Origin of the sequence: Streptomyces sp. NPDC058008 (assembly GCF_042886395.1) — a bacterium.
GTDB lineage: Bacteria > Actinomycetota > Actinomycetes > Streptomycetales > Streptomycetaceae > Streptomyces.
In genome coordinates this window covers 65223-86133 of sequence record NZ_JBHVQX010000024.1, presented here as the reverse complement: position 1 = coordinate 86133, position 20911 = coordinate 65223, and the positions used below count along the sequence as shown (strand labels likewise).

At 72.6% G+C, this 20911-nt stretch carries 17 protein-coding genes; 11 read left to right on the top strand and 6 right to left on the bottom strand.

Features of this window, described 5'->3' with window-relative positions; genetic code table 11:
• Positions 1-189: 189 nt before the first annotated feature.
• From ACFVS9_RS23805 to ACFVS9_RS23795, 3 genes are read right to left on the bottom strand one after another with little or no spacing between them, the layout of a single operon-like run.
• Complete coding sequence (locus ACFVS9_RS23805) at positions 190-996, bottom strand: SAM-dependent methyltransferase (protein ID WP_383115249.1); 807 nt, start codon at positions 994-996, stop codon at positions 190-192.
• A gap of 51 nt (positions 997-1047) precedes the next feature.
• Positions 1048-1752: a glycerophosphodiester phosphodiesterase gene (locus ACFVS9_RS23800; RefSeq protein ID WP_389935210.1), complete on the bottom strand. Its 705-nt coding sequence runs from the start codon at positions 1750-1752 to the stop codon at positions 1048-1050.
• Between the two features lie 22 nt (positions 1753-1774).
• Positions 1775-2809 carry an adenosine deaminase gene (locus ACFVS9_RS23795; RefSeq protein WP_383115247.1) on the bottom strand — a complete coding sequence of 345 codons (1035 nt, stop codon included), beginning with the start codon at positions 2807-2809 and terminating at the stop codon, positions 1775-1777.
• Positions 2810-2927: 118 nt separating this feature from the next.
• Here ACFVS9_RS23795 and ACFVS9_RS23790 point away from each other — a divergent pair, with 118 nt between their 5' ends.
• Positions 2928-3638 (top strand): DUF4190 domain-containing protein, encoded by a 711-nt coding sequence (locus ACFVS9_RS23790; RefSeq protein WP_389935207.1) that lies wholly within the window; start codon positions 2928-2930, stop codon positions 3636-3638.
• A 49-nt stretch (positions 3639-3687) separates the two neighbouring features.
• Here the strand turns inward: ACFVS9_RS23790 and ACFVS9_RS23785 are convergent, their stop codons facing one another.
• Positions 3688-4227, bottom strand: a complete 540-nt coding sequence (locus ACFVS9_RS23785; protein WP_389935258.1) for an NADAR family protein — start codon at positions 4225-4227, stop codon at positions 3688-3690.
• 217 nt (positions 4228-4444) lie between these two features.
• On the opposite strand from ACFVS9_RS23785, the gene ACFVS9_RS23780 reads away from it, so the two are divergent.
• The 8 genes from ACFVS9_RS23780 (at position 4445) to ACFVS9_RS23745 (ending at position 14151) form a co-directional block, all read left to right on the top strand.
• The gene (locus ACFVS9_RS23780; protein WP_389935204.1) at positions 4445-5959 is read left to right on the top strand and encodes a gamma-aminobutyraldehyde dehydrogenase; all 1515 of its coding nucleotides are present in this window, start codon (positions 4445-4447) and stop codon (positions 5957-5959) included.
• A 48-nt stretch (positions 5960-6007) separates the two neighbouring features.
• On the top strand, positions 6008-7255 hold the full coding sequence (locus ACFVS9_RS23775; protein ID WP_383115244.1) for a spermidine/putrescine ABC transporter substrate-binding protein: 1248 nt from the start codon (positions 6008-6010) through the stop codon (positions 7253-7255).
• Between the two features lie 48 nt (positions 7256-7303).
• Positions 7304-8464, top strand: coding sequence for an ABC transporter ATP-binding protein (locus ACFVS9_RS23770; RefSeq protein ID WP_389935201.1), 1161 nt, complete (start codon positions 7304-7306; stop codon positions 8462-8464).
• Positions 8461-9384: an ABC transporter permease gene (locus tag ACFVS9_RS23765; protein WP_389935198.1), complete on the top strand. Its 924-nt coding sequence runs from the start codon at positions 8461-8463 to the stop codon at positions 9382-9384. The genes ACFVS9_RS23770 and ACFVS9_RS23765 overlap by 4 nt, the downstream gene beginning before the upstream one ends.
• Positions 9384-10187 (top strand): ABC transporter permease, encoded by an 804-nt coding sequence (locus tag ACFVS9_RS23760; protein ID WP_389935195.1) that lies wholly within the window; start codon positions 9384-9386, stop codon positions 10185-10187. Before ACFVS9_RS23765 ends, ACFVS9_RS23760 begins: the two co-directional genes overlap by 1 nt.
• Before the next feature lie 21 nt (positions 10188-10208).
• Entirely contained in the window at positions 10209-11624 is a 1416-nt protein-coding gene (locus tag ACFVS9_RS23755; protein WP_383115240.1) for an NAD(P)/FAD-dependent oxidoreductase, read from the top strand.
• A gap of 149 nt (positions 11625-11773) precedes the next feature.
• Positions 11774-12235 carry a hypothetical protein gene (locus tag ACFVS9_RS23750; RefSeq protein ID WP_383115239.1) on the top strand — a complete coding sequence of 154 codons (462 nt, stop codon included), beginning with the start codon at positions 11774-11776 and terminating at the stop codon, positions 12233-12235.
• Positions 12236-12318: 83 nt separating this feature from the next.
• On the top strand, positions 12319-14151 hold the full coding sequence (locus tag ACFVS9_RS23745; RefSeq protein WP_383115238.1) for a chitinase: 1833 nt from the start codon (positions 12319-12321) through the stop codon (positions 14149-14151).
• On the opposite strand, the gene ACFVS9_RS23740 is transcribed toward ACFVS9_RS23745, so the two are convergent.
• Both ACFVS9_RS23740 and gabT read right to left on the bottom strand, forming a co-directional pair.
• A complete protein-coding gene (locus ACFVS9_RS23740; RefSeq protein ID WP_383115237.1) occupies positions 14136-14708 on the bottom strand; it encodes a phosphatase PAP2 family protein in 573 nt (190 codons plus the stop codon). The genes ACFVS9_RS23745 and ACFVS9_RS23740 overlap by 16 nt on opposite strands.
• A gap of 374 nt (positions 14709-15082) precedes the next feature.
• The gene (gabT, locus tag ACFVS9_RS23735) at positions 15083-16423 is read right to left on the bottom strand and encodes a 4-aminobutyrate--2-oxoglutarate transaminase (protein ID WP_383115236.1); all 1341 of its coding nucleotides are present in this window, start codon (positions 16421-16423) and stop codon (positions 15083-15085) included.
• A 243-nt stretch (positions 16424-16666) separates the two neighbouring features.
• Between gabT and ACFVS9_RS23730 the strand changes: the two genes are divergently transcribed.
• Positions 16667-19036, top strand: a complete 2370-nt coding sequence (locus tag ACFVS9_RS23730) for an ATP/GTP-binding protein (RefSeq protein WP_389935189.1) — start codon at positions 16667-16669, stop codon at positions 19034-19036.
• Between the two features lie 145 nt (positions 19037-19181).
• Positions 19182-20759, top strand: a complete 1578-nt coding sequence (locus tag ACFVS9_RS23725) for a PucR family transcriptional regulator (protein WP_383115234.1) — start codon at positions 19182-19184, stop codon at positions 20757-20759.
• The last annotated feature ends 152 nt before the right edge of the window (positions 20760-20911 follow it).

Genomic DNA, 20911 nt, shown 5'->3' with positions numbered 1-20911 from the left:
GGCGGTGCGCGTCGGGCCGAGCTTGCCGTGCCGTACACGCCGGGCCGTACCTACCGTCCCTCACGCGTCGGGACGCACGCGGAGGAGTGGCGGAGGGGCCGGTGGCCTTCCCGCCGGGATGTGGCGTGCGGCGGCGGGTGCCGAGGCCGGTGGACCGCGCCTCGCGCGGGAGTCACCGCCCCCGCCGCCTCAGCGCTTCCGGCCCACGGCGCCGAACTGGGCGACCTCGGGGGCCGCGCCGGACGCGTCCGCCCGCCAGCGGGAGCAGGAGACGATGCCCGGGTCCAGGATGTCCAGGCCGTCGAGGAACGAGGCGAACGCGAAGCGGTCGCGGGCGGTGATCGGCGGTGTGGCGTTCTCGTTCCAGAAGCGCATCGCGGCCTCGTTGCCCTCGCCGCCCAGCTCCGTCGTGGGGTGGGTGAGCACCAGATGGCTGCCGGAGGGCAGGGCGTCCATCAGCTCGGTCACGATGCCCCGCGCCTCGTCCGTGTCCAGGACGAAGTTGAGGATGCCCAGCATCATCACCGCGACCGGGCGCCGGAGGTCCAGGGTCCCCGAGGCCGCCCGGAGGATCCGCCGCGGATCCCGGGCGTCCGCCTCCACGTACTCGGTGGCGCCCTCCGGCGAGCTGGTGAGCAGGGAGCGCGCGTGGGCCAGGACGATCGGGTCGTTGTCGACGTAGACGACACGTGCGTCGGGCGCGGTGTGCTGGGCGACCTCGTGGGTGTTGTCCGCGGTCGGCAGGCCGGTGCCGATGTCCAGGAACTGCCCGATTCCCACGTCACCCGCCAGATGGCGCACCGCCCGGCCGAGGAACGCCCGGTCGGCGCGGGCCACTTCGCCGATGCTCGGGTACATCCCGGTGACCCGGTCGCCCACCGCCCGGTCGACCGGGTAGTGGTCACCGCCCCCCAGCCAGTAGTTCCACACCCGGGCGTTGTGGGCGATGTCGGCACGGACACGGGAGGGCGCGCTGCTGGGGCCGGGCTCGGTCACGTCTGCTCCAGGGGTCACGGACGGTACGGACCGCCCATGATGCCGGACCGATCAAGAAGCCCCGGACGGAGCGGAGTTGGCCAACTGGGTGCGCAGTGTGTCGATCCGGTTGGTGGTGATCGAGTCGACGCCGTACGCCAGCAGCCGTCGCATCGTGCGCCGGGTGTCCACCGTCCAGGCCGAGACGAGCAGCCCGTCGGCGTGGACGCGGGCGGCCAGTTCACGGCTCAGCAGCCCGAACCGGTAGTTCAGCCAGCGCGGGCGCACCGCGTCGAGCAGGACGGCGCGCGGAGGCGCGAGGGTCGTCCAGGTCAGCGCGATCTCGGCGGACGGATCGGCCGCGCGCACCTTGAGCATGGCGTGCGTGTCCGCGCAGTAGTACACCCGGTCCCGCGCCCCGCACTCCCGCACCACACCGACGATCTCCCGTACGGACGCGTCGGTCGCGCCGGGCAGGTCGACCATGATCCGCCGGTCACCCGCGGCGGCCAGCGCCTCCCGCAGGGTGGGCACCCCGCCCGCGGTCAGCTCCGTCAACTCGGCGTGGGCCACCCGGTCCAGACGGGTGTCGTGGCCCCACAGGCGCTCCAGCGTGGAGTCGTGGAGCAGCACGGGCACCCGGTCCCGGGTGACGCGGACATCGATCTCGACCGCGTCCGCCCCCCGGTCCACGGCGGACCGGACCGAGGGGAGCGTGTTCTCGCGGGCACGGTAGGGATCGCCGCGGTGGGCCACGGCGGTGACGGTGGTGGTCATGGGGCCATTGTGACCGCAGGGGTCACCGGCCGGGAGCCCCCAGCCAGTTCGTCGTGTACGTGTCGATCTCGGCGGCCAGCACCCGCTTGCCGGCCGGGTCCAGGAAGGAGGCCTCCACGGCGTTCTTCGCCAGAGCGGCCACCCCGCGCTCGTCCAGGCCGAGCAGCCGGGCCGCCACCGCGTACTCGGTGTTGAGGTCGGTGTTGAACATGGGCGGGTCGTCGCTGTTGACCGTGATGAGGACGCCCGCCTCGGCCATCTCCCTGATCGGGTGCCGGTCCAGGTCCGCGACCGCCCGGGTGGCGATGTTCGACGTCGGGCAGACCTCCAGCGGGATGCGGTGCTCGGCCAGGTGGGCCAGCAGCTTCGGATCCTGCGTGGAACTGGTGCCGTGGCCGATCCGCTCCGCGCGGAGCGCGGTGAGCGCGTCCCAGATGGTCCCCGGGCCGGTGGTCTCCCCGGCGTGCGGGACGGAGTGCAGGCCCTCGGCGATGGCGCGGTCGAAGTAGGGCTTGAACTGCGGCCGGTCCACGCCGATCTCGGGCCCGCCGAGACCGAAGGAGACCAGGCCCTCGGGCCGCAGGGCGACCGCGAGCCGTGTCGTCTCCTCCGCCGCCTCCAGGCCGGCCTCGCCCGGGATGTCGAAGCACCAGCGCAGCACGACGCCGAGTTCGGCCTCGGCGGCCTTGCGGGCGTCCTCGATGGCCTCCATGAAGCCCTGCTCCGGGATCCCCCGGCGGGTCGAGCTGAAGGGGGTGACGGTCAGCTCCGCGTACCGGATGTTCTGCCGCGCCATGTCCCGGGCGACCTCGAAGGTCAGCAGCCGGACGTCCTCGGGGGTGCGGATCAGGTCCACCACCGAGAGGTAGATGTCGATGAAGTGCCCGAAGTCGGTGAAGGTGAAGAAGTCCGACAGGGCTTCCGGGTCCGTGGGAACCTTGGAGTCGGGGTGGTGGGCCGCCAGTTCGGCCACGATGCGGGGCGAGGCCGACCCGACGTGGTGGACGTGGAGCTCAGCCTTGGGCAGCCCCGCGATGAAGGGGTGCAGATCGTTCATCGGATACTCCCGGATGTCTGTTCTGGGCCGGCCGTACCGGCCGCACCGGTCATCGTAGGCGGCGCCCTGCGGCCGGATGCCGGGCCGTAGCATGGCGGGACCACGATGGGGGAGGCCCATGTCAGACAACACACAGCAGCCCGGGGGCGAGGGAGCACCGCGCGATCCGTGGGCTCCGCCGGACAGCAGGGTCGAGCTGGGCAAGCAGCCCGCGGACGCCGGCCCGCCGGCGGTGCACAACCAGCCCACGGTGACGTCCATGCCGGGCGTCGAGCCCGGCTCCGGGCAGATACCCGGCCAGCCCGGAGCCTTCGGCCCGCAGCAGCCCCCGGTCCCCGAACCGCCGGTCGGGCCGAACGGTCCGGGCCCGCACGACCCGTACGGCTACCCGGCCGCTCCCTCCGCAGCGTCGGCGGCGTACGGATATCCCGCCGCCCCGTCCGCCCCGGCGGCGTACGGCTATCCGGGATACCCGGGCTACGGCGGGCAGCCCGCGTGGGGCCCGGCGCCCGCGAACGGGCTGGGGATCGCCTCGATGGTCCTCGGGATCATCGCGGTCGCCGGCTTCTGCATGTGGGGGATCGGCATCATCCTGGGCATCCTCGCCCTGGTCTTCGGGATCATCGGCCGGGGCCGCGCCAAGCGGGGTGAGGCGAACAACGGCGGCATGGCACTCGCCGGGATCATCCTCGGTTCGGTCTCGATCGTCGTCAGCGCCGTCTTCCTGGTGTTCCTGATCTGGGCCGTCGCCAACGACGAGTCCAGCAGCGAGTACTCCTACGACGACGACCCGTACTCCACGTCCCTGGTCGTCGGCTCCTCCCGCTGACCCGTGACCGGGCCGGCGGCACCCGCCTCCGGCCCGGCCACCCGCCGTGTCACTCCGCGCGCAGCAGCGCACGCGCCTCCATCAGCGCGAAGCCCAGCAGATTCAGCCCGCGCCAGGAGGCCGGGTCCGCGGTGCGCGGATCCTCCCTGGCGAGCCCGATGCCCCAGATCCGGTCCATCGGGCTGGCCTCGACGAGCACGCGCCGGCCGGTGCCCAGCAGATACGCCCGCAGCTCCGGGTCCTGGCCGAACTTGTGGACGCTGCCCGCGACGACCAGGGCGAACCGCTCCCGGGTCCACACCTCCTCGTCGAAGCCCCTGACCAGGCGGCCCACCGTCTTCGCCGCCGCGGGACTCCCCGCCGCCACGGCCCGGGACTCCGCCTCCGCGTCCCCGAAGAGCCGCGCCTTGCCGGCCATCATCCAGTGCTCGGCCGAGGCGTAGGTCACCGCGCCGACCGTGAACGGCGCGGGCCACCACTGGCTGAGGCAGCTCTCCCCGAGAGCCCCGTCCGCCCGGGGCCGGTGCCCCCAGAACGGCAGGTACTTCACGTTCTCCCCGCGTGCCGTGCGCGCCAGGAGGTCGTCCATGTGTGCCTGTCCCATGGCAGCCGAGTCTCGCACCCGCCACGGACAGCCCGTACAGGGATTTCCGTACGCACGAGACACATCGTCGACAGATTCCGTCGCGTAACCAAAAGGAAACAACGGAATCACTTGTTGGTAGAGGTGCGCTCTGTCAGGATCGGCACTCAATTCGAGAAGAAACTACGCCGCCCCTGGTCAGGGGGCAGCGGAGGAGAACGTCATGGGCAACGGTTTCCAGGTGCAGGACCGCTTCGCCGGGGGTGCGCAGTACATCGGGGGGAGGCTGCGCCCCGGTACGTCCGGACGCCGGCAGGACGTGGTCGACCCCGCCACCGGCAGAACGGTCCACCGCTACGAACTGGCGGGCACCGAGGACGTCGACGCCGCCGTGGCGGCCGCCCGCGACGCCTTCCCCGGCTGGTCGGGGCTCACCCCCGCCGAACGGTCCCAGGCGCTGTACCGCTTCGCCGCCGTACTCGACGACCGGGCCGGGGACCTCGCCCACGCCGAGTCCTTGCAGTGCGGCAAGCCCGTCAAGCTCACCCAGGGGTTCGACGTCCCCGGCACGGTCGACAACACCGCGTTCTTCGCCGGCGCGGCCCGCCACCTCGAAGGGAAGTCGGCCGCCGAGTACAGCGGGGACCACACCTCCTACGTACGCCGTGAGGCCCTCGGGGCCGTCGGGTCGATCGCGCCGTGGAACTACCCGCTCCAGATGGCCGCCTGGAAGATCCTCCCGGCCATCGCCGCGGGCAACACCGTCGTGCTGAAGCCCGCCGAGATCACCCCGCTGACGTCGCTGATGTTCGCCCAGGCGGCCACCGACGCCGGCATCCCCGACGGCGTCGTCAACATCGTCTCCGGTGCCGGGCAGGACGCGGGCGAGCACCTCGTGAGCCACCCCGGCATCGTGATGACCTCCTTCACCGGGTCCACCGCCGTCGGCAAGCGGGTCGCCGCGCTCGCCACCTCCACCGTCAAGCGCCTGCACCTGGAACTCGGCGGCAAGGCGCCCTTCCTCGTGTTCGACGACGCCGATCTGGACGCCGCGGTGCACGGGGCGGTCGCCGGGGCCCTCATCAACACCGGCCAGGACTGCACCGCCGCCACCCGCGCCTACGTCCAGCGCCCCCTGTACGACGCGTTCGTGAGCGGGGTCGCCGCCCTGATGGAGAGCGTGCGGCTCGGCGACCCCTTCGACCCGTCGACCGACCTGGGCCCGCTGATCAGCCACCGGCAGCGCGACCGCGTCGCCGGGTTCGTCGAGCGGGCCCGCGCCCACGCCACCGTCGTCACCGGCGGCGAGGCCCCCGGAGGCGACCTCGCCGACGGTGCCTACTACCGGCCGACCCTGATCACGGACGCCGCCCAGGACAGCGAGATCGTCACCTCGGAGATCTTCGGCCCCGTCCTGGTCGTGCTGCCCTTCGACACCGACGACGAGGGAATCCGCCTCGCCAACGACACCCCGTACGGACTCGCCGCCTCCGCCTGGAGCACCGGGCTGTACCGGGCCAACCGCGCCACCCGTGAGATCAGGGCGGGCTGCGTGTGGATCAACGACCACATCCCGATCATCAGCGAGATGCCGCACGGCGGATACCGCGCCAGCGGCTTCGGCAAGGACATGTCGTCGTACTCCTTCGAGGAGTACACGCAGGTCAAGCACGTCATGTACGACAACACCGCGGTGGCCAGGAAGGACTGGCACCGCACCGTCTTCGGGGACCGATAGCAGCGGCTGCCGCCCGGCGGCCCCACCCACCCGGAAGGGCACACGCGTATGGAGCAGTACGAGCCCGAACGCCTCTCCGCGCCCCAGCTGGCCGCCATGAGGCGCAGCCTCACGAACGGCAGGGGCGCCCTCACCCGCCGCTCCCTCCTCAGGGCGTCGGGCATGGGAGCCCTCACGCTCGGCGGCCTCGGGGCACTGAGCGCGTGCGGCATCCCGCCCGCCGGGCGGGAAGGGGGCGCCGCGGCGTCGGACGACCACTCGGCGGCGGAGAAGCAGATCAACTTCTCCAACTGGACCGAGTACATGGACGTCGGCGAGGACGGGAAGAGCCGGCCGACCCTGGAGGCGTTCACGAAGCGCACCGGGATCAAGGTCAGGTACACCGAGGACATCAACGACAACGTCGAGTTCTTCGGGAAGATCAAACCGCAGCTCGCCGCGGGCCAGGACACCGGACGCGACCTCATCATCGTCACGGACTGGCTCGCCGCCCGCGTCATCCGGCTCGGCTGGGCACAGAAGCTCGACCACGCGAACCTGCCGCACGCCTTCGCGAACCTCTCGGCGCAGTTCCGCACGCCCGACTGGGACCCCGGGCGCGCCTACTCCTATCCGTGGACCGGCATCCCCACCGTCATCGCCTACAACGAGAAGGCGACCGGCGGCCGGAAGGTCGACTCCGTCACCCAGCTGCTCGACGACCCCCGGCTCAAGGGCAAGGTCTCCTTCCTCTCCGAGATGCGCGACTCGGTCGGCCTGACGCTCCTGGACATGGGCAAGGACCCCGGGTCCTTCACCGACGCCGACTACGACGCCGCCGTCGGACGGCTCCAGAAGGGCGTCGACACCAAGCAGATACGCCGCTTCACCGGCAACGACTACACCGCGGACCTGAGCAAGGGGGACATCGCGGCCTGCGTGGCCTGGGCGGGCGACATCATCCAGCTCCAGGCCGACAACCCGGCGGTCAAGTTCTCGATCCCGTCCGCCGGCTACATCACGTCCAGCGACAACATGCTGGTCCCGTCCCAGGCACGGCACAAGACCAACGCCGAGAAGCTCATGGACTACTACTACGAGCTCCCCGTCGCGGCGCAGCTCGCCGCGTACATCAACTACGTCTGCCCCGTGGACGGGGTCGCCGGCGAACTCGCGAAGATCGACGCGTCGATGGCGTCCAACACGCTGATCCTCCCCGACCGGGCGATGGCCGCGAAGTCGCGGTCCTTCCGCTCCCTCAGCTCCGAGGAAGAGACGGCGTACGAGGAGAAGTTCGCCAAGCTCATCGGCGCCTGACCGCCCGCCCCCTCCCGATCTCCCCCGACACCACTGGGACCGCGACCCATGACACAGCAGCAGACAGAGGGCGGCGACGTCCGTCTCACCGGGATCAGCAAGACCTACGGCTCCTTCACCGCCGTCCACCCCCTCGACCTCACCGTCCCGCAGGGCTCCTTCTTCGCGCTGCTCGGCGCCTCCGGCTGCGGCAAGACCACCACCCTGCGCATGATCGCGGGCCTGGAGGACGCCACCACCGGCACCGTCTCCCTCGGCGGCCGTGACATCACGGGCCTGCCCCCGCACAAGCGGCCCGTGAACACCGTCTTCCAGAGCTACGCGCTCTTCCCGCACCTGGACGTCAGCGAGAACATCGCCTTCGGGCTGCGCCGCCGCGGGATCAGGTCCGTGCGGAAACCGGTCGGCGAGATGCTCGACCTCGTCCAGCTCGGTGACTTCGCCCGGCGCAAGCCGCACCAGCTCTCCGGCGGCCAGCAGCAGCGCGTCGCCGTGGCGCGCGCGCTCATCAACCACCCCCAGGTGCTCCTCCTCGACGAGCCGCTGGGCGCCCTCGACCTCAAACTGCGCCGCCGGATGCAGCTCGAACTCAAGCGGATCCAGACCGAGGTCGGCATCACCTTCGTCCACGTCACCCACGACCAGGAGGAGGCCATGACCATGGCCGACACCGTCGCGGTGATGAACGGCGGCCGGGTCGAGCAGCTCGGCGCCCCCGCCGACCTGTACGAGAACCCGCGGACCACCTTCGTGGCGAACTTCCTCGGCACCTCCAACCTCATCGAGGGGGAGATCGTGTCCGCCGGCGCCGACATCGTCGTCTCGGCCGGAGGCGGGAGGCTCACACTGCCCGGCGGGCGGTGTCCGGCCCCGGCGGCGAACGGGGGGAAGGTGCTCGTGGGCATCCGCCCCGAGAAGATCTCCCTGACCCACACCGACGACGCGGCGGCGATACCCGACGGCCGCAACCGGGTCACCGGCCGCATCACCGACTCCAGCTTCATCGGGGTCTCCACGCAGTACGCCGTCGAGAGCCCGGCCGGCACGGCGCTCCAGGTCTACGAGCAGAACGTCGAACGCGACGGCCGGCTCGTACCCGGAGCCGACGTGGTCCTGCACTGGAACCCCGAGCACACCTTCGGGCTCGACGCCGCCCAGTCCATCACCGCGGGCGCCGCCGGGGCGGACGTCCTGGAGGGCGCGGCGTGAGCGCCACGGAAGCGCCGCCGGCGCCCGCGGAGCCCGGGGCGGCCCGCAGGCCCTCCGCCCGCAGACGGCTCGTCCCCTACTGGCTGCTGCTCCCCGGCATCCTGTGGCTGCTCGTCTTCTTCGCGCTGCCGATGGTCTACCAGGCGTCGACGTCCGTGCAGACCGGGTCCCTGGAGAAGGGCTTCGAGGTCACCTGGCACTTCCGGACCTACTGGGACGCCTTCGCCGAGTACTACCCGCAGTTCATCAGGTCCCTCCTGTACGCGGGCACCGCCACCGTCCTGTGCCTGCTGCTGGGCTACCCGCTCGCGTATCTGATCGCGTTCAGGGCGGGCCGCTGGCGCAACCTGGTCCTGGTGCTGGTCATCGCCCCGTTCTTCACCAGCTTCCTGATCCGGACGCTGGCCTGGAAGACGATCCTCGCGGACGGCGGAGCGGTCGTCGACGCCCTCAACACCCTGCACGTCCTGGACGTCACCGCCTGGCTCGGCTGGACCGAGAACAACCGGGTCCTGGCCACCCCGATGGCCGTCGTCTGCGGTCTGACGTACAACTTCCTGCCGTTCATGATCCTGCCGCTCTACACCTCGCTGGACCGCATCGACGGCCGGCTGCACGAGGCGGCGGGCGATCTGTACGCCACCCCCGCCACCACCTTCCGCACGGTCACGCTGCCGCTGTCCATGCCGGGCGTCGTCTCCGGCACGCTGCTGACGTTCATCCCGGCGAGCGGCGACTACGTCAACGCGGAACTCCTCGGCTCCACCGACACCAAGATGGTCGGCAGCGTCATCCAGACCCAGTTCCTGAGGGTCCTGGACTATCCGACGGCGGCGGCGCTCTCGTTCATCCTCATGGCGGTCGTCCTGTTCGTGGTGACCGTCTACATCCGCCGCTCCGGGACGGAGGACCTGGTCTGATGCCCGTACTGAGATGGATCCGCCGGAACCTGGTCGTGATCGCGGGGCTGCTGACCCTCGCCTACATGATCCTGCCGAACGCCGTCGTGATGGTCTTCTCCTTCAACCGGCCCCGGGGGCGCTTCAACTACGCCTGGCAGGAGTTCTCCCTCGACGCCTGGAAGGACCCCTGCGGCGTCGCCGACCTCTGCGGCTCGCTCTCGCTCTCGCTGCGGATCGCCTTCTGGGCGACCGCCGGGGCGACCGTGCTCGGCACGATGATCGCCTTCGCGCTGGTGCGCTACCGCTTCCGGGCCCGGGGCGCGGTCAACTCGCTGATCTTCCTGCCGATGGCGATGCCCGAGGTCGTCATGGCGGCCTCGCTGCTCACGCTCTTCCTCAACATGGGCGCCGAACTCGGCTTCTGGACCGTGCTGATCGCGCACATCATGTTCTGCCTCAGCTTCGTGGTGACGGCCGTCAAGGCGCGCGTGATGTCGATGGACGCGAGGCTGGAGGAGGCCGCCCGCGACCTCTACGCCGGGCCCGTGCAGACCTTCGTCCGGGTGACGCTCCCGATCGCCGCCCCGGGGATCGCCGCGGGGGCGCTGCTGGCCTTCGCGCTCTCCTTCGACGACTTCATCATCACCAATTTCAACGCGGGCTCCACGGTGACCTTCCCCATGTTCGTCTGGGGATCGGCGCAGCGGGGAACACCCGTGCAGATCAACGTCATCGGTACGGCCATGTTCGTCATCGCCGTGGCGGTGGTTCTCGCCGGACAGCTCATCGCGAACCGGCGGAAGAGCGATGCGGGCGAGTAGAACCCGAAGGAGTTGGAAACCATGGCCCCGGATGCCATGCGTACGGCCGCACGTTCACTCTCGGACGCGCGTCCCCTGTCCTACTGGCTCGACGACCCCGGGAAGCCCGGGGCCCTTCCCGCGCTGACCGGCGACGAACGGTGCGACCTCCTGGTCGTCGGAGGCGGGTACAGCGGCCTGTGGACCGCGCTGATCGCCAAGGAGAGGGACCCCGGTCGTGATGTCGTCCTCATCGAGGGCGACGAGGTGGGCTGGGCCGCCTCGGGCCGCAACGGCGGGTTCTGCGCCGCCTCGCTGACCCACGGTCTGGCCAACGGGCTGGAGCGCTGGCCGGACGAGATCCGGAAGCTGGAGGAGCTGGGCGCGCGGAACCTCGACGCCATCGAGGAGGCCGTGGCCCGCTACTCCATCGGGTGCGACTTCGAACGCACCGGCGAGATCGACGTGGCGACACAGCCCCACCAGCTCGACGAGCTGCGGGAATGGCATCGCAGGACCCAGGAGCTCGGCCTCGGCGGGCTGGAACTCCTCGACCGGGACCAGGTGCGCGCCGAGGTCGACTCACCCACCTTCCTCGGTGGCCTGCTGGACCGGCGGGGCGTCGCCATGCTCCATCCGGCGAAGCTCGCCTGGGGTCTGAAGGAGGCCTGCCTCGGGGCCGGCGTACGGATCCACGAGCACACCCGCGGTCTCGAGCTCGCCCGCGCGGGCGCCGGGACGGCCGTGCGCACCCCGTACGGCAGGGTCTTCGCCCGTGACGTCGCCCTCGGTACGAACATCTTCCCCTCGCTGGTGCGGCGGGTGCGTCCGTACACGGTCCCGGTGTACGACTACGCGCTGATGACGGAGCCCCTCGACGCGGAGCAGCTCGCCTCGGTCGGCTGGCGCAACCGCCGGGGACTGGGGGACAGCGCCAACCAGTTCCACTACTTCCGGCTCTCCGCGGACAACCGGATCCTGTGGGGCGGGTACGACGCCGTCTATCCGTACGGCGGGCGGCTGGATCCCGGGCTGGACCAGCGGCCGGAGACCTTCCTGAAACTCGCCGGGCAGTTCTTCGAGTGCTTTCCCCAGCTTTCCGGCGTGCGGTTCAGTCACGCCTGGGGCGGTGCGATCGACACCTGCTCCCGTTTCTCCGCCTTCTTCGGGACGGCCCACCGCGGAAGGGTCGCCTACGCCGCCGGATACACCGGGCTGGGCGTCGGGGCCACCCGCTTCGGGGCCGAGGTCATGCTCGACCTGCTGTCGGGCCGGGAGACCGGGCGGACCGCGCTGCGGATGGTCCGCTCCAGGCCGGTGCCTTTCCCGCCCGAGCCGTTCGCCTGGACGGGGATCGCGCTCACCAAGAGGTCCCTCGCGCGGGCCGACCGGCGGGGCGGTCACCGCGATCTGTGGCTGCGGACCATGGACCGGCTGGGGCTCGGCTTCGACAGCTGAGGTCCCGGGCGCGCGGCCCACGAGCGGCGGCCCGGCCGGGTGATCCAGATCACCGTCGAACCCGCGTCATGATCCGGGCGCCGCTCCCTCTCTCCCGTGAACGCACCGGCAGGACCCTGCCGGTGCCCACGGGGAGAAGGAGGAAGTCCATGAGCGGCACGGGTGTGAAGGCCGCGGTCGCATGGCTCGCGTCGGTGGCACCGGATCCGCGCGCCTGCCGGAGGGAGTGGGAGCGCGATCCGCGGGGGATGGCGCTCCTGCCCGCCGGGAAGCGCTGGGACGTGCTGATCGTCCCGGGGGAGCTGGGCTATCCGGCACTCGACGTGCTCACCCGGCTCCTCGACAGGCCGGGCCCCGTCCTCGCGGACTTCGGTGAATCCCGGATGGGCTTCTTCGTGCCCCCGGGCACCGCGGCCCGCTGGATCGGCACGGGCATCCGGGGGGCCGGCGCGGGCACGTGGATCGTCGTCCCCCGGCCGGGGGCCACCGTGGGCGGGGTGCGGTGGCTGATCCCGCCGGACGGTTCCGGCACGCTGACCGACGCGAGCCTGCTGGAGCTCGCCCTGCACGAGGCCGCGGCCTCCCGTGGCACGCGCGGCGACGGGGGGTGAGGGACCGCCAGAGGTCTTGACAACCCGATTGGTCTGGACCATGTTGTGCGCACCACTCAATTCCCCCCTGCACGGAGGCTGTTGTGGAACGCACCGGACCACCTGTCCGATTCACCGGGCTCATGGCCGTCCTCTCGGCCGCCCTGCTCGCCGCCGGTGCCCTGGTCGCCACGGCGCCGGCCGCCGGGGCGGCCGACGCCGACCTGGCGCGCAACGGCGGCTTCGAGGCCGGACTGGACGGCTGGAGCTGTACCGGCGGCAGCGGAACAGCCGTCAGCACACCCGTGCACAGCGGCACCTCGGCCCTGAAGGCGACCCCGGCCGGCAGCGACAACGCCCGCTGCTCCCAGACCGTGGCCGTGAAGCCCGACTCCGCCTACACGCTCGGCGCGTGGGTGCAGGGCAGCTACGTCTACCTCGGGGCGTCCGGAACCGGCACCACCGACGTCTCCACCTGGACCGCGTCCGCCGGTGCGTACACGAAGCTCACCACCGCCTTCAGGACCGGCCCCGCGACCACGTCGGTGACGGTCTACACCCACGGCTGGTACGGCACTCCCGCCTACTACGCCGACGACGTCACCCTCACCGGCCCCGGCGGCGACCCCGTCGCCGTGCCCGCCGCCCCGACCGGGCTGCGGGCGGGCACGCCGACCGCCTCGGCCGTCCCGCTGTCCTGGACCGCGTCCGCCGGAGCCACCGGCTACCGCGTCTACCGCGGCGGTACGAAGGTCCTCGACACCACCGGCACCTCGGCGACCGTGACGGGGCTGGCCGCGTCGTCCGCGTACAGCTTCCAGGTCAGCGCGGTCAACGCGGCGGGCGAGTCCGCGAAGTCGGCGGCCGTGGGCGTCACCACCGCCACGGCCCCGGGCGGCGGCGGGGGGACCGGCGGCGGACTTCCCGCCCACGCCCTCGTCGGCTATCTGCACTCCAGCTTCGCCAACGGCTCCGGCTACACCCGGATGGCCGACGTGCCGGACTCGTGGGACGTCATCAACCTCGCCTTCGGCGAGCCGACGTCCGTCACCTCGGGCGACATCCGCTTCTCGCTCTGCCCGGTCGCCGAGTGCCCGAACGTGGAGAGCGAGGCCGAGTTCAAGGCCGCCGTCAAGGCCAAGCAGGCCGCCGGCAAGAAGGTGCTGATCTCGATCGGCGGCCAGAACGGCCAGGTGCAGCTCGCCACGACCGCGGCCCGCGACGCCTTCGTCACCTCCGTCGGCAAGATCATCGACACCTACGGCCTCGACGGCCTGGACATCGACTTCGAGGGGCACTCGCTCTCCCTCGCGACGGGTGACACCGACTTCCGCAGCCCGACGACCCCCGTCATCGTCAACCTGATCTCCGCGGTGAAGTCCCTCAAGGCCAAGTACGGCGACGGCTTCGTCCTCACCATGGCCCCCGAGACCTTCTTCGTGCAGCTCGGCTACCAGTACTACGGCTCAGGCCCCTGGGGAGGCCAGGACCCGCGTGCCGGCGCCTACCTCCCGGTGATCCACGCCCTGCGCGACGACCTCAGCCTGCTGCACGTCCAGGACTACAACTCCGGCTCGATCATGGGCCTGGACAACCAGTACCACTCCATGGGCGGCGCCGACTTCCACATCGCCATGACCGACATGCTGCTCACCGGCTTCCCCGTCGCGGGCGACCAGACCAAGGTCTTCCCCGCACTCCGTCCCGAGCAGGTCGCCATCGGCCTCCCGGCTTCCACCCAGGCGGGCAACGGCCACACCTCGCCCGCCGAGGTCACCAAGGCGCTCAACTGCCTGACGAAGAAGAGCGACTGCGGCTCGTACCAGACGCACGGCACCTGGCCGGGCCTGCGCGGGCTGATGACCTGGTCCATCAACTGGGACCGCTTCAACAACTGGGAGTTCTCGAAGAACTTCGACGCCTACTTCGGGAGCTGACCCCGCCGCGTGACCGCCCGCAGGGCGAGCAGCAGCACCCCGCCGAGGCACCAGCCGGCCACCACGTCCAGCGGCCAGTGGTAGCCGTGCAGCACCAGACCGACGCTCGTCGCCGCCGTCAGCAGGACGGCGGCGACGGGCGTCACCCATGACCGCCTCGTGTACGGGGCGAGCAGCAGGGCCGCCGCCCCGTACGCCACCAGGGCCGTGGTCGTGTGGCCCGACGGGTAGTAGCCGGTGGCCTCCGTCAGTGGCCCCTGCCGGTCCGTCCACAGCTTGAGCGGGACCACGAGCGCCGGGACGGCGGCCATGGCCAGGACGGCGTACAGGGCCGCACGCCGGGCGCGGCGGAACCAGGCGAACAGGGCCGCGCACGCCAGCACGGGGACGGCGACCTGCGGGTTGCCGAGATCGGCGAACAGGTCCGCGAGGGAGGCGGGGCCGCGCCCCGCCAGCTCCAGGCCGAGCCGCTCGTCGGGAACCAGCAGCGGGCCGTCGGCCAGCACCTGCCAGGTGATCACGAGGAAGAGCGCCGAGAGCGCCGCGGCCGTGGACACGAGAAGGACCGGCCACCGGGGAACAGGGGGGATTGTTCCGAGGTGGCCGGTCTGATCGGGTTGCCGCGCGCCCCGGGGGGTGTGGAGCGAGCGGCCATCCGATCGGTGAGGAGTCCCGGAGCCCGAGGCTCCGGTGGTGTGCGCGATGGCACGGCCGGAACGGAGCGGGGGGAGCCCCGGCCCGGCATCACCCGCAGTCCCCTGCGGGCGGGGTGTTTCTCTCATCTGGGAAGACCGTACGTCAGAGGGAGGAGGCACCGGAAGCCGCTACGGTATCCCGCCATGGCCCCCGCACACCTTCTTCACACGCCCTCACCCGGCCGCCCGTCGCCAACCCCGGGGACGGCGCCGGGCGGCCGGATGGTTCGAACGTGTCAGAGGCGCGCGAACGCCTGCTCGATGATGTCCAGGCCCTCGTTCAGCAGGTCCTCGCCGATGACGAGCGGCGGCAGGAAACGCAGGACGTTGCCGTAGGTGCCGCACGTCAGCACCAGCAGCCCCTCGGCGTGGCAGGCCTTGGCCAGTGCTCCCGCGGCGGCCGCGTCGGGCTCCTTCGAGCCCGACTTCACCAGCTCGATCGCGATCATGGCGCCGCGGCCGCGGATGTCCCCGATGATGTCGCCGTTGGGGAGCTTCGACCGCATCTCGGCGAGGCGCTCCTTCATGACCTCCTCGATGCGCCGGGCCTTCCCGTTCAGGTCCAGCGCGCGCATCGTCTCGATGGCGCCGAGCGCACCCGCGCAGGCCACCGGGTTGCCGCCGTACGTACCGCCCAGGCCGCCCGCGTGCGCGGCGTCCATGATCTCCGCGCGGCCGGTCACCGCGGAGAGCGGGAGGCCGCCCGCGATGCCCTTGGCCGTGGTGATCAGGTCGGGCACGATGCCCTCGTCCTCGCAGGCGAACCACTGGCCCGTGCGGCAGAAGCCGGACTGGATCTCGTCCGCGACGAAGACGATGCCGTTCTCCCGGGCGAACCGCGCGATGGCCGGGAGGAAGCCCTTCGCCGGCTCGATGAAGCCGCCCTCGCCGAGGACCGGCTCGATGATGATCGCGGCGACGTTGTCCGCGCCGATCTGCTTGGTGATCTCGTCGATGGCCTGCGCGGACGCCTCGGCGCCGGCGTTCTCGGGGCCGGTCGGCCAGCGGTAGCCGTACGCCACCGGCACCCGGTACACCTCGGGCGCGAACGGACCGAAGCCCTGCTTGTACGGCATGTTCTTCGCCGTCAGCGCCATCGTGAGGTTCGTCCGCCCGTGGTAGCCGTGGTCGAAGACGACGACGGCGGTGCGCTTGGTCCAGGCACGGGCGATCTTCACGGCGTTCTCGACCGCCTCGGCGCCCGAGTTGAACAGCGCCGACTTCTTGGCGTGGTCGCCCGGCGTCAGCTCGGCGAGCTGCTCGCAGACCTCGACGTACCCCTCGTACGGCGTGACCATGAAACAGGTGTGGGTGAAGTCCGCGAGCTGCGCCGAGGCACGGCGCACGACCGCCTCGGCGGAGGCGCCCACCGAGGTGACGGCGATACCGGAACCGAAGTCGATCAGCCGGTTGCCGTCCACGTCCTCGATGATGCCGCCGCCCGCCCGGGCGGTGAAGACCGGCAGCGTGGAGCCCACGCCCGCGGCGACCGCCGCGACACGGCGGGCCTGCAACCGTGCCGACTCCGGGCCGGGGATGGCGGTGACGAGGCGGCGCTCCTGCGGGATGTCGGACATGCGGGGCTCCTGGGGTTTTTCGGACGCTTCTGTTTCTGCAGGCTAGGGGCGGCCGCGGGCAGCGGTCATGCTCCGATCGGGAGTGGTGGGAGCGCGTCCTTGTCCGCGGAGGACAGATGCCCCCGACGGGCCCCCGGACGACGCACCGCCGGGGCATTCGCCCGCATGGCTGAACTCCCCGGGCCCGGGCACTAGATTGGCCGTGCACAAGGCGGGACCTGGCTGGTCAGGGGGCAGCGGTTCATGGACACCGAAGGCACGTACGACGCACGGGGCACGGGCGCGGACCGGGTGCCCCGCCCTGCCGGGCCACCGCACGGGGCGCCACCGCCTCCCGCGTACGCCCCGCGTCCCGGCCCCCCGACCCCGGGAGCCCCCGGGGTCGAGGAGTGGCTGCGCACCCCGCGCCCCGTGCGGGAACCGGGCGTCTGGCGCTACGGCCACGTCCCGCGCCCCCCGGAGAAGCCCGAAGGGGTGTCCGACCGCTCGCTGGTGGTCGGAGTGCTCATCTCCGTCCTCTGCGGACTGCTCCTGTGGTCCCTGTGGCGCAACGGCTACATCCCCTACCGGCTCGTCCCGCTGAAGCTCTTCACCCCCGGGGACTGGTGGTACGCCGGTACCTTCGGCGGGCCCAGGACCATCGAGGGCGCCGACGCCCTCACCGTCTACGAGGCCGTCCTCTTCGGCCTCCTGGTCTACGGCTGCGGGCGGCTGGGCAACTGGTCCGAGATCTTCCGCCGCCACGTCGCCGGCCGGGGGCAGCCCTTCCTCGCGCTGGCCACGGCCGCCGGAGGAGCCCTGGCCGAACTCCTCGTGTGGAAGGACGCCGTTCCGCTCGTGCGGCCGGTGCTGATCCTCGTCGCCTCGGTCGCGGGCGGCGAGATCTACCAGAGCCAGGCCGTCGTCAACGTGATCTACACCCTGATCGCCCTCGGGGTGCTCTGGCCCTTCGCCCGCCTCGGCCGCTGGGGCGCCCTGCTCGCCGCCCGGCGCGGTAAGGCCTCCGCCGCCGCGCCGGAGACGCCCGCCGGACCGCCGGACACCCCCACCCCCGACCGGTGGCCCGAACTCCGCGAGGCGGGACGGACGGACGCCGCCGAGGCCCTCACCGCCGCGGTGCGCGCCGGCCGGATGAACGACGTGGACGTCGCCCGGCTGCGCCACGCGTGGAGCGTCGGCCGGGGGAACCCGGAACGCCTGGCCGCGCTGGAGGAAGCGGTCCTGCGGGCCGGCGGCGCCGCCGCGCTCCACCCCTCGGGCGCCCGGGACCTGCCCCGCCGCACCGCCCCGCACGACCTGCTCACCGGCCAGGTCCGCATCGGCGGCTGTGCCGACGACCCGCACAACCCCTACGCCCGGCGCGGTTCGGGCGTCGCCCTGGAGCCCGCGCTGCTGGGCACCTCGCTGCTGGCCGTCGGCCCCCCGGGAGCGGGCAAGTCCGCCCGCCTGGTGCGGCCGGTCGTCGAGTCCCTCGCCCTCCAGGCACTCGCCGGACGGGCCGCGGTGCTCGCCGTCGGCGGCGCCGGGGGCGAGCTCGGTCCGGACGACGCGTTCGACGTCGTGGTGCGGATCGGCGACCCGTCCTCCGCGCACGACTTCGACCTCTACGGCGGTACGACCGACCCCGACGAGGCCGCCGGCGTGCTCGCGGAGGGCCTGGTCGGCGACGTGACCCATCTGGACAGCAGGCGCGCCGCCACCGTGCTCGCCCAGCTCCTCGGGCCCTACCGCGCCGTCCACGGGCACTTCCCCGGGGTGCCCGCGCTGCGCGAACTCCTGGACGGCGACCTCGGCGCGACCGACGCCCTGCGCGAGGCGCTCGCGGCGGGCGGACACCGGGCCATGCTGCGCGAGCTGGAGGCCCGCACCCGCCAGCGGGGCGGCACCGGGGACCCCGGGCCGACGCTCGCCGACCGGATCGCGCTGCTCGACCGCCCCGCCTTCGCACCGTTCTTCGCCACCGGCCCGGAGGCCCGGCCGTTCTCGCTGCGCTCCCTCGAACACCTGCCGCTCCGCGTCAGGATCGACCTCCCGGAGCGGGCCCACGCCGAGGCCTCGCGCCTGCTCACCCGGCTCGTCCTCGCCCAGTTCACCGCCGTCTCGGCCGCCCGCACCGACCGGTCGCTCTTCGCCTGCCTGGTCCTGGACGACGCCACGCACACCCTCACCGCCGAGACCGTCCGGGGCGTCCGGCGGCTGCGGTCGGTCAACGCGGGCGTGCTCCTGACCCTGCGGACCGTCGACGACGTCCCCGAGGGGCTGCACACCGCGCTGCTCGGCGCCGTCGGCTGCTGCATGGCCTTCAGCGGGGTCACCACCTGGGACGGGAAGCGCTTCGCCGAGGTGTGGGGCAAGGAGTGGGTGGAGACCCGCGAGGTCGCCCAGCACGCGGTCTTCGCCGACCAGCCGTTCACCCGCGCCCTGCACGGTCTGCGCAAGCTCGTCACCGGCAAGGCCGTCACCCGGGACGCCGTGACCGTGCGGCGCGTCGAGCGGGAACGCTGGTCCGCCTCGGAGCTGGCCTACCAGCTCCCCGCAGGTCACGCGGTCCTGTCCCTGACGACCGTGGACGGCGAACACGCACCGCCGCTCCTGGTCGAGCTGAACGGCTGAGCGCGAGGTTACGGAGACCCTGCCGCCCTGGCAGAATCGATGGCGCCGTCTGTACGGGGCGGCGCGATCGGGCCGCCCGTGCGGACGGCCCCATCGAGCCGTCCGCACGGGCGGCTCCATCGACTCCCAGAGGTCCGGCGGTCCCATGCCACCCACTCTCGCCTCGCTCGTCCAGCACTCGGCGCTCAAGCTCACCGTCCGGGCGGGGGCCGACCGGCTCGGCACGCCCGTGCGGTGGGCGCACGCCAGCGAGCTCGCCGACCCCGTCCCGTACATGGACGGCGGTGAACTGCTCCTGGTCACCGCGACCAACCTCGACGCCCGGGACCCCGGGACGATGCGCCGCTACGTCCAGCGGCTGGCCGGCGCCGGGGTCGCGGGCATCGGCTTCGGCGTGGGTGTCACCTACGAGGAGATCCCGCCGGCCCTCGTGGACGCCGCCGAGGAGGCCGGGCTGCCGCTCCTGGAGGTGCCCCGGCTCACGCCGTTCCTCGCCATCAGCAAGGCGGTGTCCGCCGCGATCGCCGCGGACCAGTACCGCTCCGTCACCGCCGGATTCGAGGCCCAGCGGGAGCTGACCCGGGCCGCCGTCGCCGGGGACGGACCCGCGGAGCTGCTCACCCGCCTCGCCGCGCACGTCGACGGATGGGCCGCGCTCTACGACTCCGCCGGGGCCGTCGTGGCCGCCGCGCCCGACTGGGCCGCCCGCCGCGCCGCACGCCTCACACCCGAGGTGGAGCGGCTGCGGGAGCGCCCCGCCCCGGCCAGCGCGGTCGTCGGCGGCAGCGAGGGCGACGACCGGGTCGAGCTCCAGTCCCTGGGCGCCGGACGCCGCAACCGCGGTGCGCTGGCCGTCGGCACCGGGGCGGCCCTCGGCACGGCCGAGCGCTACGCGGTGCACTCCGCCGTCGCCCTGCTGACCCTGACCACGGCCCGTTCCCGCGCGCTCCAGGGAGCGGAGCAGCGCCTGGGCGCCGCGGTCCTGCGGATGCTGCTGGCGGGCGAGTCCGACCACGCCCGCGCCGTCGCCGGGGACCTGTACGGCGGGCTGCTCGACGCGCCCTTCCGCCTCCTGATCGCCGAGGCACCGGTCCCGTCCGGGACCGAGCTGCTGGCGGAGGCGATGGAGGCCGCGGCGTCCCGGTCGGGCGAGGCCCTGCTGACGGTGCCCGAGGGCGAACGCCTCGTGGTGCTGGCCGCGGACGGCGGAGCCGCGGTCGCGGCCGGCGTGGCCCACGCCCGGGCGGCCGACGACCGGCCGGCGCGCGAGGCGGGCTCCGAGGACGCCGACGCCGTCGTCGGGATGTCCGCCCCCTGCGGCCCGATCGCCGTCTCCGCCGCGTACAAGCAGGCCGAACAGGCCCTCTCGGTCGCCCGCCGCCGGGGCAGGGCCATGGTCGAGCACGAGGAGCTCGCGGCCGGCTCCGTCCTGCCGCTGCTCGCCGACGACGCCGTACGGGCCTTCGCCGACGGGATGCTGCGGCCGCTGCGGGAGCACGACGCGAAGGGCCGCGGCGATCTGGTGGCCTCCCTGCGCGCCTGGCTCTCCCGGCACGGCCAGTGGGACGCCGCCGCCGCCGACCTGGGCGTCCACCGCCACACCCTGCGCTACCGGATGCGCCGGGTGGAGGAGATCCTGGGCCGGTCGCTGGACGACCCCGACGTCCGGATGGAGCTGTGGCTGGCCCTCAAGGCGACGGCCGCCTCCTCGGGGGCCGGGTGACCCGGTCCGGCTTCGACGAACCGGCGCACCCGTAGGCCGCTCCACTCCACCGCGGACAAGCCTCATCCGCGCCCGGCCGCCCTACGGTGGGGCCGAAGGGCGCCCTCGCGGCGCCCGGCGATCGTCGTTCACCACCCCCGAAGGGCCGGAAC